This is a genomic window from Streptomyces sp. NPDC002386, assembly GCF_053593175.1.
Genome location: NZ_JBSFBX010000023.1, coordinates 1 through 17715, shown reverse-complemented (window position 1 = coordinate 17715; position 17715 = coordinate 1). Strand labels below are relative to the sequence as shown.

General features: G+C 77.0%; 2 protein-coding genes. Both read right to left on the bottom strand.

Annotated features, from left to right (window positions below; translation table 11 throughout):
- Positions 1 to 25 precede the first annotated feature (25 nt).
- Positions 26 to 16213 carry an SDR family NAD(P)-dependent oxidoreductase gene (locus ACWCPN_RS32680; RefSeq protein WP_451213724.1) on the bottom strand — a complete coding sequence of 5396 codons (16188 nt, stop codon included), beginning with the start codon at positions 16211 to 16213 and terminating at the stop codon, positions 26 to 28.
- Between the two features lie 28 nt (positions 16214 to 16241).
- On the bottom strand, positions 16242 to 17507 hold the full coding sequence (locus ACWCPN_RS32675) for a type III PLP-dependent enzyme (protein WP_451213721.1): 1266 nt from the start codon (positions 17505 to 17507) through the stop codon (positions 16242 to 16244).
- Between the last annotated feature and the right edge of the window lie 208 nt (positions 17508 to 17715).

The following is a 17715-nucleotide window of genomic DNA, read 5'->3' as shown; positions in this document are numbered from 1 at the left end:
GCTCCGGCCAGGGCCCCGTAACCGTCTACTGGTCCTGCTGGTCGCCGAGCGCGGCCCGGACCAGGTCGTCGATGCTGAGTGCCATGACGGTCCGCGCCACCTCGGCGTCCGTGTCGTCCTCACCCGCCGTCCCCTGTGGATCCGGTGTCAGCCCGAACTCCTCGGCCAGCAGACCGGCCAGCGAGCGCGGGTTGGGGTGGTCGAACATCAGGGTCGCGGGCAGCCGGATCCCGGTGGCGGACTGCAGGGCGTTGCGCAGTTCGATGGCGGCCAGGGAGTCCAGGCCCATGTCGGTGAACCCGCGGTCGGGGTCGACGTCCCCGGCGTCACCGTGGCGCACGGCGGCCGCCTGGGCGCAGACCAGGTCGACCAGCGTCGCCAGGGCCTCCTCGGCGGGCAGTTCCGCGAGGCGCCGGCGCAGGGCGGCGTCGGCGCCCTGCCGGTGGACGGCCGTCGGTGTGCCGCCGCCCGTGGTGCGCGCCGTGACGCGCCGCGCGGGGCCCGAGCGCACGGCGAGGCCGCGCAGCACCGGGGCGAGCAGGTCGCCGTCGAGCCCGGCCAGGCGGTCGGTGTCGACGCGCAGCGGCACCAGGGCCGGCTGGTCGAGCGCGACCGCCTCGTCGAACATGGCCAGCCCCTCGGCCTCGGAGAACGGCGGCATTCCGGCGGCGGCCATCCGCCGCTCGTCGCGTTCGGCCTCGGCCGGGTCCGGCAGGCCCGAGGCACGGCCCAGGCCGGTCCGGACGGTCCACAGTCCGAAGGACAGCGAGGTCGCGGGCCGGCCGGTGGCGCGGCGGTGGGCGGCGAGCGCGTCCAGGAAGCGGTTGGCGGCGGCGTAGTTGGCCTGCCCCGCGGCGACGGCGAGCCCCGACACCGAGGAGAAGAGCACGAACGCCGTCAGGTCCAGATCCCGGGTGAGGGCGTGCAGGTTCCAGCCGCCGGCGGCCTTCGGCCGCAGGACGCGGTCGAGCCGGTCCGCGGTGAGGTCGCCGAGGGTGGCGTTGTCCATCACCCCGGCGGCGTGCACCACGCCGCGCAGCGGGCGGTCGGCGGGGACCGCCGCGAGCACGGCGGCCAGTGCGGCCCGGTCGGCGATGTCGCACGCGGCCGTCTCGACGGTGGCGCCCAGCCCGGTCAGCGAAGCGGCCAGCTCCCGCGCTCCCGGGGCCGCCGCACCGCGCCGGCTGACCAGCAGCAGGTGCCTGACGCCGTGGGCGGTCACCAGGTGCCGGGCGACGACGGCGCCGAGCCCGGTCGTGCCGCCGGTGACCAGGACCGTGCCGTCCGGGTCCCAGGCCGACAACCGTTCGGGGGCCGAGGCGGGCACCGGGGTCAGCCGCGGCACCTTGATGTCGGCGCCGCGCACGGCGAGTTCGGCCTCGCCGGCGGCGAGCAGGGCGGGCGGGAACCGGTGGCCGGACAGATCGGCCAGCACGATCCGGCCGGGGTGCTCGGCCTGCGCGGCGCGGACCAGCCCCCACACCGCCGCGTGCGCCGGATCGACGCCGTCGGTGTCGACGGCGGACCGGGTGACGACCACCAGGCGGGACCCGGCGAACCGGTCGTCGGCCAGCCAGGCGCGCAGCAGGTCCAGCACGGAGCGCAGCAGTGCGCCGGTGGCCGCCGGTACCTCGTCGTCGTGGGCCGGCGGTCCGGCGGGGCACGCGAACACCGTCGCCGGGGGCACCGGCGCGCCGGCCTCCAGATGTGCCTGGAGAGCGGGAAGCCCGGTGTGGACGGGGACTTCGGGGAGTTCGAAGGCGACGCCGCCCGGTGGGCGCAGTACGGCCCAGCCGTGGGTGTCCGCGCTCGCGGTGCCGAGCGGCAGCGAGTCCCAGCCCACCCGGAACACGGTGTCCCGCATACGCGCGCCCGACAGGGCGGCGGCCGCGGCGGCGACCCGCTCGGGCGTGACGGCGCGGACGACGAGCGACTCCACGGTCGCCACCGGCCGCCCCTCGACGTCGGAGAGTTCCAGCCGTACGGCGTCCGAACCGGCCTGGGCGCCGGCCCCGGCCCAGTCGATGCGCACCCTGAGCCGGGAGGCGCCGCGGGAGTGCACGCTCACCCCGGTCCAGGCGAACGGCAGCATCGTCGCGCCGACGTCCTGCGGCCTGCGGTCGCCGAGGAAGTCGGTGGCACTGAGCGAGGCGTCCAGCAGCGCGGGGTGGACGCGGTACTCGGCCGCCTCGCCGGCCGCCTCGTCCGGGAGCGCCACCTCGGCGAACACCTCCCGGCCCCGGCGCCAGATGCCGCGCAGCCCACGGAACGTGGGGCCGTAGTGGTAGCCCTGGCCGGTCAGGTAGTCGTAGACGTCGGTGATGTCGACCTCCTCGGCGCCCGCCGGCGGCCAGGCGGCGGGCCCGGCGGCGGGGACCGGGGGCGCCGGGGCCCCGGCGGGTGCGAGGACTCCGGTGGCGTGCCGGGTCCACGGCACGTCCGGACCGGCTCCCTCCTGCCGGGAGTACACGGCGAGGGAGCGGCGGTCCTGCTCGTCGGCACCGCCGACCACGGCCTGGATCGCGACCGCGCCCCGCTCCGGTACCGGCAGCACGGCCTCGATGGTCAGCTCCTCCACGACCGGGCAGCCGGCCTCCTCCCCGGCGCGCACCGCGAGTTCCACGTAGGCGGTGCCGGGGAGCATCACGGTGCCGAGCACGTCGTGGTCGGCCAGCCAGGGCTGCGCCGCGTGCGACAGCCGGCCGGTCAGGGTGACTCCCCCGGTCTCCGGCGCGGCGACCACCGCGGTGAGCAGCCGGTGCCCGGCGTCGTCCTGGCCGTGCGCGGCGGCGCCGGCGAGGACCGGTTCGGGGTCGAACCAGAACCTGCGGGCCTCGAAGGCGTAGGTGGGCAGGTCGACCCGGCGCGCGCCGGTGCCGGCCAGCACGGCCCGCCAGTCGACCGCGGCACCGTCGGTGTGCAGCAGCGCGAGGCTCTCGGTCAGGGTGCGCGCCTCGTCGGCGCCCCGGCGGGCGGCGGCCACCGCGAGCGGTCGCCGGCCGTCCAGGGTGGCCGTGGTCAGCGGGGCGAGCACCGCGTCCGGCCCCAGCTCCAGGAAGCGTGACGCTCCTTGCCCGGCCATCGCGCGTACGGCGTCGGCGAAGCGGACGGTGTCCCGGACCTGCCGCACCCAGTAGTCCGGCGAGGTGAGTTCACCGGGGGCCGCGAGCCGGCCGGTGACCGTCGAAACGAGCGGGAGGGCCGGCTCGGCGAGGTCGACGCCCTTGGCCACCACGCGGAACTCGTCCAGCATCGGTTCCATGAGCGGCGAGTGGAAGGCGTGCGAGACGTTCAGCCGGGTGGCCTGCGGGAAGCGGGCGGCGAGGGCCAGCACTTCGGCCTCGGTGCCGGAGACCACCGTCGCGGTCGGGCTGTTGACGGCGGCGACGCGGACGCCCGGGGTGAGATGGGGGCGGACGTCCTCCTCGGCCGCCCGGATCGCGGCCATGGCGCCGCCCGGCTCCAGCGCCTGCATCAGCCGGCCGCGCGCGGCGACCAGGCGGCAGGCGTCGGGCAGCGACAGCACGCCGGCGACGTGCGCCGCGGCCAGCTCGCCGACCGAGTGCCCGGCGACCATGTCGGGCCGGAGGCCCCAGGACTCCAGCAGCCGGTACAGGGCGACCTCGTGGGCGAACAGGGCGGTCTGCGTGTACACCGTCCGGTTCAGCTCGGTGGCGTCCGGATCGGCGACGACGTCCCGCAGCGGACGCTCCAGCAGCGGATCCAGCAGGTCGCACACCTCGGCGTGGGCGGCGGCGAACACGGGCTGGGCGGCGGCCAGTTCGAGTCCCATACCGGGGTGCTGGCAGCCCTGGCCGGAGAAGAGGAAGGCCGTCTGTCCGTCGGTGTCGGCGACCCGGCGGTGGACCGGCACGGCCGGGTCCGGCGCGTCCTCGGCCGCGAGTGCGGCGAGGGCGCGCAGCGCCTCGTCGCGGTCGGCCGCGAGGATCGCCGCACGGTGCCCGAGCGCGGCACGCGTCGTGGCCAGCGCGTACCCGACGTCGTCCGTCCGCGGCTCCGGCCCGGTGACCAGCAGGGTCCGCAATCGAGCCGCCTGAGCGCCGAGTTGACGTGCCGAGGCGGCGGACAGCAGCAGCGGCACCGGGGCCGGCGGGGTCCGCTCGGCGGTCGCCGCGGGGCTCTCGGGCGCCTCCTCCAGGATCACGTGGGCGTTGGTGCCGCTGAGTCCGAACGAGGAGACCGCGGCCCGGCGGGGCCCGTCCGCCTCCCAGGGCCGTGCCACGGTGAGCAGGCGGACGTCGCCCTCGGTCCAGTCCACCTGGCGGCTGGGCTCCTCCGCGTGCAGGGTTCTGGGCAGTTCACGGTGGCGCAGCGCCATCACCATCTTGATGACACCGCTGACCCCCGCGGCCGCCTGCGCGTGGCCGATGTTGGACTTGACCGAGCCGAGCCACAGCGGCCGTCCCGGTGTGCGGTCCTGGCCGTAGGTGGCGAGCAGGGCCTGCGCCTCGATCGGGTCGCCGAGCCGGGTCCCGGTGCCGTGCCCCTCGACCACGTCGACGTCGCGCGCGGCCAGCCCCGCGGCCGAGAGCGCGGCCCGGATCACCCGCTGCTGCGCCGGACCGTTGGGCGCGGTGAGCCCGTTGGAGGCGCCGTCCTGGTTGACCGCCGAACCGCGGACGACCGCCAGCACCCGGTGACCGTTGGCGCGCGCGTCGGACAGCCGCTCCAGTACGAGCAGGCCGACACCCTCGCTCCAGCCGGTGCCGTCGGCCGCGTCGGAGAAGGCCCGGCACCGGCCGTCCGGGGACAGGCCCCGCTGCCGGCTGAAGTCGACGAAGATCTCGGGGGTCGGCATCACGGTGACGCCGCCGGCCACCGCGAGGGCGGTCTCCCCGGCGCGCAGCGCCTGGACGGCGGTGTGCAGGGCGACCAGCGAGGACGAGCACGCCGTGTCCACGGTGACGGCCGGGCCCTCCAGACCGAGGCAGTACGAGACGCGTCCGGAGGCGATGCTGCCCGCGCTGCCGTTGCCGAGGTAGCCGGCCAGGTCGTCGGGGGCGGTGCCGGGGCGGCGGCCGTACTCGGCGTACATGATGCCGACGTACACGCCGGTGCGGCTGCCGCGCAGCGTGTGCGGGTCGATGCCGGCGTCCTCGAACGCCTCCCAGGTGGTCTCCAGCAGCAGGCGCTGCTGCGGGTCCATGGCGACGGCCTCGCGCGGCATGATGCCGAAGAACTCGGGGTCGAAGTCGGCGGCGTCGTGGAGGAATCCGCCCCGCCGTACGTAGGTCCGGCCCGGAACGCCCGGCTCGGGGTCGTAGATCGCCTCGGTGTCCCAGCCCCGGTCCACCGGGAAGTCGCCGATCGCGTCGCGTCCCTCGGCGACGAGCCGCCACAGGTCCTCGGCACCCCGTACGTCTCCGGGGAACCGGCAGCCGATGCCGACGATCGCGATCGGGTCGTCGGTGTGCTCCGGGCGTTGCCCGGGCCGGGGGGTGCCGGGCAACGCCGTGGCGGCCGGGGTCCGCGGGGCCGGCGGCTCGGCGGCCGCGGCGGGTCCCGGCGTGGCCGGGAGGCCTTCGTCGAGGAACGCCGCGACGGCCCGGACGGTCGGGTGGTCGAACACCAGGGTCGCCGGCAGCCGGGTGCCGGTCGCCGCGCCGAGGGCGTTGCGCAGTTCGACCGCCGCCAGGGAGTCCACGCCGAGGTCGCGCAGCGGGCGGTCCGGGTCGATGCCGTCGCCGTCCGTGTGGCCGAGGACGGCGGCCAGGATGCCGCGCACCTCCTCCAGGAGCGCGCGCCGCCGTTCGGGACCGGCGAGCCCGGTGAACCGTGCGGCGCCTTCCGCTCGCCGGGAGGCGGCGCCGCGGCGCGGTACCAGGGCGCGGAGCACCGCCGGGAGCCGGTCGCCGCGTGCGGCGAGGGCGTGGCGGTCGGTGCGGAGCACGGTGACGTGCGGCTCGTCGAGGCCGAGGGCGGCGTCGAAGAGGGTGCGGGCGTCGTCCGGGTCGAGCGCGGGCAGCCCGAGCCGGGCCATGCGTTCCAGGTCGGCGTCGGTGACCGCGCCGAGCCCGGTGTCGGCGGCCCACATGCCGTAGCCGAGCGACAGCGAGGTCAGGCCCTCGGCGCGGCGGTGGGCGGCGAGCGCGTCGAGGAAGACGTTGGCCGCCGCGTAGTTGCCCTGGCCGGCGGCCAGCGCCGTGCCGCCGGCCGAGGAGAGCAGCACGAACGCCTTCAGGTCCAGGTCGCGGGTGAGTTCGTGCAGATGCCAGGCGCCCTCGGTCTTCGGCCGCAGCACGGCCGTGAGGCGCTCCTCGGTGAGGTCGGTGCTCAGCGCGTGGTCGGCGACCCCGGCGGCGTGGATCACCGCGGTGAGCGGCCGCTTTGCGGGGACGGCGGCGAGCACCGCGGCGAGCCGCGTCCGGTCGGTGACGTCGCAGGCCGCCAGGGTGACGTCCGCGCCGAGCGCTTCGAGTTCGGCCCGCAGTTCGGCCGCGCCGGGCGTGGCGGGCCCGCGGCGGCCGGTGAGGACCAGGTGCCGGACGCCGTGCCGGCGGACCAGGTGCCGGGCGAGGAGACCGCCGATGCCGCCGAGCCCACCGGTGATCAGGACCGTGCCGCGCCAGGCGCCGGCGTGGTCCCCGGCCGGGGCGGGCGGCGCCACCGGAACGAGGCGGGGGACGAGGACGGTACCCTCGCGGACCGCGCTCTCGGGCTCGCCGAGCGCGAGCACCGACGGGTCGAAGGCGGCGTCCCGGTCCGTGCCCGGGCCCGGGGTCGCGCCGTCGTCGTCGACGAGCACGATGCGGCCGGGGTGTTCGGCCTGTGCGGCGCGTACCAGGCCCCAGACCGGGGCCTGGGTGACGTCGACGGTGTCGCCGGGCCGGGCCGCGACCGCGCGCGCCGTGCGCACCACGAGCAGGGTGCCGGCGGTGCTGTCGTCGGTGAGCCAGGACCGCAGCCGGGCCAGGGTCCGGGCGGTGAGCACCGCGGCGGCCAGCGGCACGGAACCGTCGCCGGGGGCGGCCGGGACGGTCCACACCTCGTGGCGCGGGACCGTGCCCCTCGGGCCGTCGGCCGGGACCCAGTCGAGCCGGTACGGCGAGCCGCCGGTGCGCGGCGCGAGCTGGTCGGGGCGTACCGCGCGGCTGGTGAGCGAACGGACGTGCAGCACCGGATGGCCCTCGGCGTCGGTGGCGGCGATCTCCGTCTCCTCCTCGCCCCGCAGCCGGCGCAGCAGTACGCGCAGGGCGCCGCGGCCGGCGGACGCGAGGGTGACCCCGTTCCAGGAGAACGGCAGGAGGGTCGGGCCGTCCCCGCCGTCGGCGACCAGGTCGGCGTGCATCGCGGCGTCCAGCAGCGCGGGGTGCAGCCGGTACGCGGCGGCCCCGGCGGCGGCCTCGGCGGGCAGTTCGACCTCGGCGAAGACGTCGTCGCCGGAGCGCCAGGCGCGGCGCAGGCCCTGGAACGCGGACCCGTAGTCGTACCCCCGGGCGAGGAGGCGGTCGTAGGCGTCGGCGACGGGCAGCTCGACGGCGTGCGGCGGCGGCCAGGCGGCGAGGGCGGCGAACGCCTCGTGCCCCTCGTCCGCCTCGGCGCGGGCCGCGAGGACGCCGGTGGCGTGGCGGACCCAGGTGCCGTCGTCGGAGCCCTCGGGCCGGGAGTGCACGGCGACGGTGCGCGATCCGTCGTCCGCGGCGGCGCCCACGCTCACCCGCAGCAGCACGCCGGCCGGCAGCGGCAGCGGCCGTTCCAGCGTCAGCTCCTCGATCCGTTCCCGGCCGACGTGCTCACCGGCCCGCAGCGCGAGTTCCACGAAGGCGGTGCCCGGGAGCAGGACGCCGCCGAGCACGTCGTGGCCGGCGATCCAGGACGGGTCGGTGGCGGACAGCCTGCCGGTGAACACCACGGTGTCCGTCTCCGGTACGGCGACGGCGGCGGTCAGCATCGGGTGGCCGACGGCGTCCTGGCCCGCCGCGCCGGGGTCGCCCGGGGTCCGGACCGGGTCGAGCCAGTAGCGGCGGCGCTGGAACGCGTAGGTCGGCAGGTCCGGTCGGCGCGTCCCGTGTCCCTCGAAGAAGGCCGCCCAGTCGACCCGGCCGCCGCGGGCGTGCACCCGTCCGAGCCCGGCGACGAGCGACGCCTCCTCGCCGCCGGTCCGGCGCAGGGTGGGGACGAACGCGATGTCGTGCTCGCCCGCGCTCTCCTGGCCGGCCGCGCTGAGCACCGCGTCGGGCCCGAGTTCCAGCGCGGTGACGGTGCCCCGCCCGGCCAGTGCCGCGATCCCGTCGGCGAACCGGACCGTCTCCCGCACCTGGCGCACCCAGTAGTCCGGCGTGCACAGCTCGGCCGGGTCCGCGGGCCCGCCGGTGACGGAGGAGATCAGGGCGAGGTTCGGGGCGGCGTACGTCAGAGTGCCGGCGATCTCGCCGAAGGCCTCCAGCATCGGCTCCGTCAGGGGCGAGTGGAAGGCGTGGCTGACCCGCAGTTCGGTCGTCGCGACACCGAGGGCTTCGAACTCGGCCGTGATGCGCCGCACTTCGGTCGCGTCACCGGAAATCACCGTCGACGAGGGGCCGTTGACCGCCGCGATGCCCACGTTCCGGGTGAGGCGGGCCGCGACCTCCGCCTCGGTCGCCCGTACGGCGGCCATCGCGCCGCCCGCCGGGAGCGCCTGCATGAGGCGGCCCCGCGCGGCCACCAGCCGCGCCGCGTCGTCGAGCGACCAGACGCCGGCCGCGTGGGCGGCGGTGAGTTCACCGATCGAGTGGCCGAGCAGGAGGTCGGGGCGCACCCCCCAGGATGCCAGCAGCCGGAACAGCGCCGTCTCCACGGCGAACAGGGCCGGCTGGGCGAACTCGGTGCGCCGCAGGAGGCCCGGGTCGTCACCCCACATCACGTCGCGCAGCGGTCGGGGGAGGTGCCGGTCCAGGGCGGCCACCGCCTCGTCGAGGGCGTCGGCGAAGACGGGGAAGACCGCGTGCGCCTCGCGGCCCATGCCGGGACGCTGCGCGCCCTGGCCGGTGAACAGGAAGGCCAGCCTGCCGTCGCGGACGGTGTCGGTGAGCGGCAGCGCGTCCAGGCCGCGGATCAGGGCCTCCCGGTCCGTGCCGAGGACGACGGCGCGGTGTTCGAGGGCCGCGCGGCCGGTGGCCAGCGCGGCGCCGGCGTCGAGCAGCGCGGTGAGGTCCGGCTCCGTCGTCGCCGCGAACGCGGCCAGGCCGTCCGCCTGTTCGCGCAGCGCCGCGGCGGAACGGCCGGAGACCACCCAGGGCACGACGGTGCGGCGGGTGGCCGGTTCCGGTCCGGTGCCCGGCCGCTCCGGGGCGTCCGCCGGCCCGGCCTGTTCCAGGATCACGTGGGCGTTGGTGCCGCTGATACCGAACGAGGACACCGCGGCCCGCCGGGGTCCGCCGCGGCCCGGCCAGGGCCTGGCCTCGGCGAGCAGTTCCACCGCGCCCTCGGACCAGTCGACCTGGTCGGAACGGGTCCCGGCGTGCAGCGACTTGGGCAGCACGCCGTGCTCCATCGCCAGTACCGTCTTGATGATCCCGGCGACCCCGGCGGCCGCCTGCGTGTGGCCGATGTTGGACTTGACCGAGCCGAGCCAGAGCGGGTCCCCGGGCTCACGGTCCCGGCCGTAGGTGGCGAGCAGGGCCTGCGCCTCGATCGGGTCGCCGAGCCGGGTCCCGGTGCCGTGCCCCTCGACCACGTCGACGTCGCGCGCGGCCAGCCCCGCGGCCGAGAGCGCGGCCCGGATCACCCGCTGCTGCGCCGGACCGTTGGGCGCGGTGAGCCCGTTGGAGGCGCCGTCCTGGTTGACCGCCGAACCGCGGACGACCGCCAGCACCCGGTGACCGTTGGCGCGCGCGTCGGACAGCCGCTCCAGCAGCAGCAGGCCGACACCCTCGCTCCAGCCGGTGCCGTCGGCGCCCGCGCCGAACGACTTGCAGCGGCCGTCCGGGGCCTGTCCGCCCTGGCGGCTCATGTCGACGAAGGTGTCGGCGGTCGACATCACGGTGACACCGCCGGCGAGCGCGAGAGCGCACTCCCCGCCGCGCAGCGCCTGGGCCGCGAGGTGCACCGCGACCAGCGAGGAGGAGCAGGCGGTGTCGACGGTGAGGGCCGGGCCCTCCAGGCCGAGGGCGTAGGCCACCCGCCCGGAGACGACGCTCGCCAGGCCGCCGTTGCCGAGGTATCCGGCGACCTCCTCGGGCAGCGGGCCCAGGCGCAGGCCCCAGTCGTGGTACATCACGCCCGCGTAGACACCGGTGTCGCTGCCGCGCAGCGTGTGCGGGTCGATGCCCGCGCGTTCCAGCGTCTCCCAGGCGACCTCCAGCAGCAGCCGCTGCTGGGGGTCCGTCGCCCGGGCCTCCCGGGGGCTCATCCCGAAGAAGTCGGCGTCGAACTCGGCCGCGTCGTACAGGAATCCGCCCTCGCGGGTGACGCTGGTTCCCGTGCGTGTGCCGTCCGGGTCGTAGAGGCCGGCCGGCCAGCCTCGGTCGGTGGGGAACGGCCCGATGGCGTCGGTCCCCTCGGCGAGCAGCCGCCACAGGTCCTCGGGGGAGCCGACGGATCCCGGATAGCGGCAGGCCATCCCGATGATGGCGATCGGCTCGTCCGGCGTCGCGGCCGGGACGGCGGGCCGCGTCGGCGCCGATGCCGCCGGCGGCTCGCCTGCGAGGCCGGTGAACGACTCCTCGAGGTGGCGGGCCAGCGCGTCGGGGGTCGGGAAGTCGAAGACGAGGGTGGCGGGCAGCGGCAGACCGGTCGCCGCCCGCAGCCGGCTGCGCAGTTCCACGGCCGACAGCGAGTCGAAGCCCAGGTCGGTGAAGGCCCGGCTACGGCCGACGGCCTCCGCGTCCTGGTGGCCGAGGACGGTGGCCGCGTGCCCGCGCACCAGGTCGAGCAGTCGGCCGGCACGCTCGGCGGCGGGCAGTGCGGCGATCTCGCGGGCGGCCGGGGCGGCGGACGCCCCTGCGTCCACGGCGGCGGTGCGCGCGGGCGTGGCGACCAGCTTCCGCAGCAGCGGCGGTACGCCTCCGGTGCGGTCGCGCAGGGCGCGGGTGTCGATCCGTACCGGTACCGCCGCGGGCGGCGCGCCGAGCAGGGCCAGGTCGAGGAGGGCGAGGTTCTCGGCGGCGTCGAGCGGGGCGAGGCCGGAGCGGTGGATACGAGCCAGCGCGGCGGCGTCGAGTCCGGCGCCCATGCCGGTGCCGGTCCACAGGCCCCAGGCCAGGGAGACGGCGGGCAGTCCGGCGGCCCGGCGGTGGCCGGCGAGGGCGTCCAGGTAGGCGTTGGCCGCGGCGTATCCGGCCTGGCCGGGTGCGTCGTAGAGGGCGGCGGTGGAGGAGAAGAGCACGAACGCGGACAGGTCCGTGTCCCGGGTCAGTTCGTGCAGATGCCAGGCGGCGTCGGCCTTGGGCCGCAGCACGGTGTCCAGGCGCTCGGCGGTGAGGTCGGTGACGAGGCAGTCGTCGACGACGCCCGCGGCGTGGAAGACCGCGGTGAGCGGCCGGTCGGCGGGAATCTCCGCGAGCAGCGCGGCCGTCTGCCGGGCGTCGGCCAGGTCGCAGGCGACGATCGTGGCGTCCGCGCCGAGCGCGGCGAGTTCGGCCGACAGGGCCCGGGCGCCCGGAGCCTGCGGGCCGCTCCGGCCGGCCAGCAGCAGATGACGCACCCCGTGGGCGCTCGCCAGGTGCCGCGCGACATGCGCACCGACCCCGCCGGTGCCGCCGGTGATCAGCACGGTGCCGTCCGGGTCGAGCGGGCGGGTGCCGTCGGGATCCGCGGGGCGCACGGGGGCGAGGCCCGGCACCAGGACCCGGCCGGCCCGGACGGCCACCTCCGCCTCGCCGCCCGCGACCGCGGCGGCCAGCAGCCGGGCCGCGTCCGGGGATTCGTCGAGGTCGGCCAGGACGAGCCGGCCGGGACGCTCGGCCTGCGCGGAGCGGACCAGGCCCCACACGGCGGCCTGCGCCGGGTCCGGGACGTCGCCCTCGGCGGCCGCGACGGCGCCGCGGGTCGCCACCACCAGGACCGTGTCGGCCGCGGCGGGGTCCGTGAGACGGGCGCGCACGGCGTCGAGGACGCGGCCGGTGACGGCCCGTACCCCGTCCGGGCCCGCTTCCGCCGCCGGTGCCACCGCCAGCACGACGGCTCCCGGCCGCTCCGGGGCGCCGGCGTCCCCGGCGGCGGGCAGCCCGCGCTCGGCGGGCTGCACGGGTACGGCCGTCCACTCCACCTGGTACAGCGGCCCGCGGGCGGCGGCCTTCGCGGCCCTGAGCTGCTCCTCGGAGACCTCGCGCACCCGGTAGGAGGCGATCGTCGCGAGCGGCGTGCCGGCCGGGTCCCACAGGGAGAGCGCGGCCCGGTCGTCGGACTCGGCGACCACGCGTACGCGGGCCGAGGTCGCCCCGGTCGCCGTCGCGCGGGCGCCGCTCCAGGCGAACGGGAGCCGCAGCCGGGCGTCGGGACCGTCTCCCCAGGCGAAGTCCGTCGCGTGCAGCGCGGCGTCGAGCAGGGCGGGGTGCGGTGCGAAGCCCGGGGCGTCGGTGCCCTCGGGCAGGGCGACCTCGGCGAACACCTCGGCACCGCGCCGCCACACGGCACGCAGCCCCCGGAACGCGGGCCCGTACTGGTAGCCCCGCTCGGCGAGTTGGCGGTAAAGGGCTGATATGTCGACCGGGGTGGCGCCGTCCGGCGGCCACTGGGCCGGGGCGGGCTCCGGCAGCGGCTCGGCGGACGTCCGCAGGGTGCCGCCGGCGTTGCGCCGCCAGGGCGTGCCGACGGGCGCCTCCTCGGGCCGTGAGTACACCTCCACGGAGCGCCGGCCGGTCCCGTCGGGCGTTCCCACCCGGACCTGGAGGGTGACGGCGCCGATCGCCGGGACGGTCAGCGGCGCCTCCATCGCGAGGTCGTCGACCACGGGGCAGCCCGTCTCCGCTCCGGCCCGCAGGGCGAGTTCCAGGTGGGCGGTGCCCGGGAGCAGGGCCAGGCCGTCGATCGTGTGGTCGGCCAGCCAGGGCAGCGCGGACAGCGAGAGACGGCCGGTCAGCACCGTCTCGTCGCCGCCGGCGCTCCGGATGGCGGCGCCGAGCATCGGGTGGTCGACCGTGCTCTGGCCGAGCGCCTCGGCGTCCGCCCCGGGCCGCTTCGGCGCGAGCCAGAACCGGCGCCGCTGGAAGGGGTACGGCGGCAGCGCGACGCGGCGCGGGCGGCGGCCGGCGAGGAGGGCGGTCCAGTCGGCGTCGGCGCCCCGGGCGACGGCGGTGGCGACGGCGTCCGTCACGCTGCGCGGCTCGTCGTGGCCGGCGCGCAGCAGCGGGGCGAAGGCGAGCGGCGCCGGGTCGGCCACGCAGGCCGGGCCCATCGCCGACAGGACGGCGTCGGGGCCCAGTTCCAGGAAGGTGGTGACGCCCTGTCCGGTGAGGGCGCGCACGGCGTCGCGGAACCGCACGGGACTGCTGATGTGCCGTACCCAGTAGCCGGGTTCGGAGAGTTCGCCGGTGGTCGCGGGGCGGCCCGTCACGGTGGACACGAGGGGGATGCGGGCGGGCCGGAAGTCGACGACGCGGGCGGTGCGCCGGAACTCCGCGAGCACCGGTGCCATGAGCGGCGAGTGGAACGCGTGCGACACGCGCAGCGGTCTCACCCGCCGGCCGAGGGCGGTGAAGTGGTCGGCGATCCGGGCGACCTCCGGCCCGGCGCCGGACACGACCAGGGCGCGGTCGCCGTTGACGGCGGCGATGCCGGTCAGTTCGCCCAGCAGGGGCAGGACCTCGTCCTCGGCGGCCTCCACGGCGGTCATGGCGCCGCCCGAGGGAAGGTCCCGCATGAGGCGGCCGCGGGCCGCCACCAGGAGGGCCGCGTCGGGCAGGGACAGGACACCGGCCGCGTGGGCGGCGGCGAACTCGCCGACCGAGTGCCCGGCCAGGGCGTCGGGCCGCAGTCCCCAGGACTCCAGCAGCCGGAACTGCGCGACCTCCAGCGCGAACAGCGCCGGCTGGGCGTAGTCGGTACGGTCGATCAGCGCGGCCGTGCCTGAGTCCGGGGCGGCGAACAGGACGTCGGTGAGCGGCCGTTCCAGTTGCAGGCCGAGTTCGGCGGCCGCCTCGTCCAGGGCCTCGGCGTACACCGGGTACCGCCGGTACAGCTCGCGTCCGGCCCCGGCGCGCTGGCTTCCCTGGCCGGTGAACAGGTAGGCGAGGGCGCCCTGCGCGGCGGTGCCGGTGAACACGTGCGGGGCCGGTTGTCCGGCCGCGACGGCGCGCAGTCCGCTGTCGAGTTCCGCCCGGCCGGCGGCGACCACCACGGCGCGGTCGGCCAGCGTGGCACGGGTGGTGGCGAGCGAGAAGGCGAGGTCGGCGGGGTCGGCGGCGATCCCGGCGAGCTGCTCGGCCCGCGCCCGCAGGGCGGCCGCGCCGCGCGCGGACACGACGACGGGGACGGCTTCCCCGGCCGGGCCCGCCGGCCGGGCGTCGGGAGCGGCGGCGTCCCGGACCAGCCCGGGCTCCGCCGCCGGCGGGGCGTCGGCGTCCCGGACGGGCTCGGGCTCCGCACCCGTACGGTCGTCGTCCGGTGCCTCCTCCAGGATGAGGTGGGCGTTCGTGCCGCTGACGCCGAACGCCGAGACGCCGGCCCGGCGGGGACGGTCGCCGCGCGGCCAGGGCACCGGTTCGGTCAGCAGTCGTACCGCGCCGGCCGACCAGTCGACGTGTCCCGAGGGCGCGTCGATGTGGAGGGAGCGCGGCAGCCGGCCGTACCGCATCGCCATGACCATCTTGATGACGCTCGCGGCGCCGGCCGCCGCCTGGGTGTGCCCGAGGTTGGACTTGACGGAGCCGAGCCACAGCGGCTCGTCCGCCGGCCGGTCCTGGCCGTAGGTGGCGAGGATCGCGCCCGCCTCGATCGGATCGCCCAGCCGGGTTCCCGTGCCGTGGGCGTCCAGCGCGGCGACGTCCGCGGACGCCAGACCGGCGTCGGCCAGCGCCTGGTCGATGAGCCGCCGCTGGGCCGGGCCGCTGGGGGCCGTCAGGCCGTTCGAGGCGCCGTCCTGGTTCACCGCGGTGCCCCGCACCAGAGCCAGCACCCGGTGTCCGCGCCGGCGGGCCGCGGAGAGCCGTTCCATGACGAACAGGGCGACACCCTCGGAGAATCCGGTGCCGTCCGCCGCGTCCGCGAACGCCTTCACCCTGCCGTCCGCGGCGAGCCCCCGCGCCCGGCTGAACGCCGTGAAGACGCCGGGGCTGCCCATGACGGCGACACCGCCGGCCAGAGCGAGGGAGCACTCCCCGCGCCGCAGGGCCCGGACCGCGAGGTGCAGCGCGACGGCCGATCCGGAGCAGGCGGTGTCGAGGGTGACGGCCGGCCCTTCCAGACCGAGCGTGTAGGCGACGCGCCCGGTGATGACGCTCGGCGCGTTGCCGGTCAGCAGATGACCGGCCAGGCCCTCGGGCGCGTCCACGGTGTGCACGCCGTACTCGTGCGGCTCGGCGCCCACGTAGACCCCGGTGTCGCTGCCGCGCAGGGACATCGGGTCGATGCCGGAGTCCTCCAGGGCGTGCCAGGCCGTCTCCAGCACCAGCCGCTGCTGGGGGTCCATGGCGACGGACTCACGGGGGCCGATGCCGAAGAACTCCGGGTCGAACAGGGTGGCGGTGTCGAGGAAGCCGCCGCGGTCCGCGTAGCTGGTGCCGGTGCGGTCCGGGTCGGGGTCGAAGAACCCGTCCAGGGCCCAGTCGCGGTCGGCCGGGAACGGGCCGAGGACGTCCCGGCCCTCGTCGACGAGCGTCCAGAGGTCCTCGGGGCAGGTGACGCCGCCGGGGAACCGGCAGCCGATGCCGACGATGGCGATCGGGTCGCCGGGGTCACCGGCGCCCGTCGCCGGGCCGGCCGGGTCCGGCCGGCGCTCGGGTGCCGGGGCCGCGCCGAGCAGTTCGGCGCGCAGGTACTCGGCCAGCAGTGCCGGGGTCGGGTGGTCGAAGGCCACGGCGGGCGGGATGGTGAGGCCGGTGGCGGCGCTGAGCCGTTCCTGCAGGTCGACCAGGGCCAGCGAGTCGAGCCCCTGCTCGCGGAAGGGAAGGTCGGCGTCGGCCGCGGGGTCCTCGCCGCCGGGCTGCCCGGGAGCGATCCGGCGCAGCGCGGCGGCACCCGCCTCACGCACCAGTCCGACCAGCCGGCGCCGCTGCTCCGGAGCGGTCAGCCCGGTCAGGTCGGCGAGGTTCTCAGGCAGCTTCGGCCCACTCATCGGCATGCTTCGCTTTCGGTTCGGTCGGTCATCGCGGCGAACGGCTGTGCACGAGCCGCGAGGCCGAGACGACGGCGCCGTCGCGGACGGTGACCTCGGTCGGCGCGGGCCGCCCGAGGAACATCAGCAGGCTGGCCGTGGGGCCGTACGCCCCGGCGTTGGGGATCGCCAGCAGGTCGCCGGGGGCCAGCTCGGGCAGCTCGATCTCCCGGCCGAGCACATCGCCCGGTGTGCACAACGGGCCGACGAGAGAAGCGCGTTGCACGGGTTCGCCGGGTCCGGCCGGTTCGACCGCGACCGGCAGCAGCCGGCCGAGTCCGGACATGCCGCCGAAGGTGTTGATGCCGGCGTCGGTGATGACGAACTTCCGGCCGCGGCTGACCTTGACGTTGGTGACGGTGGCCAGCAGCGTGCCGGAACCGCCGGCCAGGTAGCGGCCGCTCTCGAACGCGATGCGCGGGGAGCCGTCCCGCCAGTGGGGGAACTCCACGTCCAGCGCCGCCTCCAGCTCCGTGCGCAGCTTGGGGTAGCGGGTACGGCCGCCGGGGACGCCGTAGGGGACGCTGAACCCGCCGCCGATGTCGAGGTACCGCAGCGGCAGCTCGTGCACACGGCTCAACTCCGCTGCCGTGGCGAGGGTGTTGCGGAACTCGCCGATCAGGTTGTCCTCGTCGGTGGTGTTGCTCAGCGGGAAGAAGTGCATCCCGGTGACGTCCACCGCTCGCAGGCCGCCCGGTCCGGCCGGGCCGCCGCGCAGTTCGGCGAGCGCCCCGGCGAGGTCCTCGCTGTCGAAGCCGAACTGCGAGGGCGTACCGGTCATCCGGATGCTGGTGGTCGCGGTCGCCGAGGCGGCGTTGACGCGCAGCAGGGTCCCGGCCCGGACCCCGCGCCGCGCGGCCACCGAGTCGAGCCGGCGGACGTCGGTCACGGAGTCGGTGGAGAACAGGCGGACGCCGAGCCGGATCGCCTCGTCGAGTTCGTGTGCCGTCTTGCCGGGTCCGGTGTACAGGCAGCCGGCCGCGGGCAGTCCGGCCGCGAGGACGGCGGCCAGCTCACCGGTGGAGCTGATCTCCGTGCCGCAGCCCGGTGCTCCGGGTCCGTCCTCGCCGAGGGTCCGGACGAGGTCGGGGTGCGGGTTGGCTTTCAACGCGTAGTAGAGGTCCACGCCCTCGGGCAGCGACGAGAACAGGTCCGCCTTCGCTTCGGCGACGTCGTCGAGGTCGTAGACGTACAGCGGAGTCCCGTACTCAGCGGCCAACCGAGCGTGGAGCACTTCGTCACGGGCTCGTGGCATGGGGGAATCCTGATCGGCGCCGAAAAGCCGTGGTACCCCTACCGGTCGGGCGCGGACCCGCGGCGGCCGCCCGGATAGGGGTGCCTAGGGGGCCTCTCCCCGGTCTTCGTGGATCAGGCCGTGGCGTCCGGTGCGGTGCCTCGGCGTGGGGGCGGGTGGCCCGCGTACCGGGGGGTCGTGGGGGGGTGGGGCGCGCGGCGGGGGGGCG

Coding starts and splice junctions, on each gene's coding strand:
- ACWCPN_RS32680 (WP_451213724.1), bottom strand. CDS start 16,213: ATGAGTGGGCCGAAGCTGCCTGAGAACCTCGCCGACCTGACCGGGCTG.
- ACWCPN_RS32675 (WP_451213721.1), bottom strand. CDS start 17,507: ATGCCACGAGCCCGTGACGAAGTGCTCCACGCTCGGTTGGCCGCTGAG.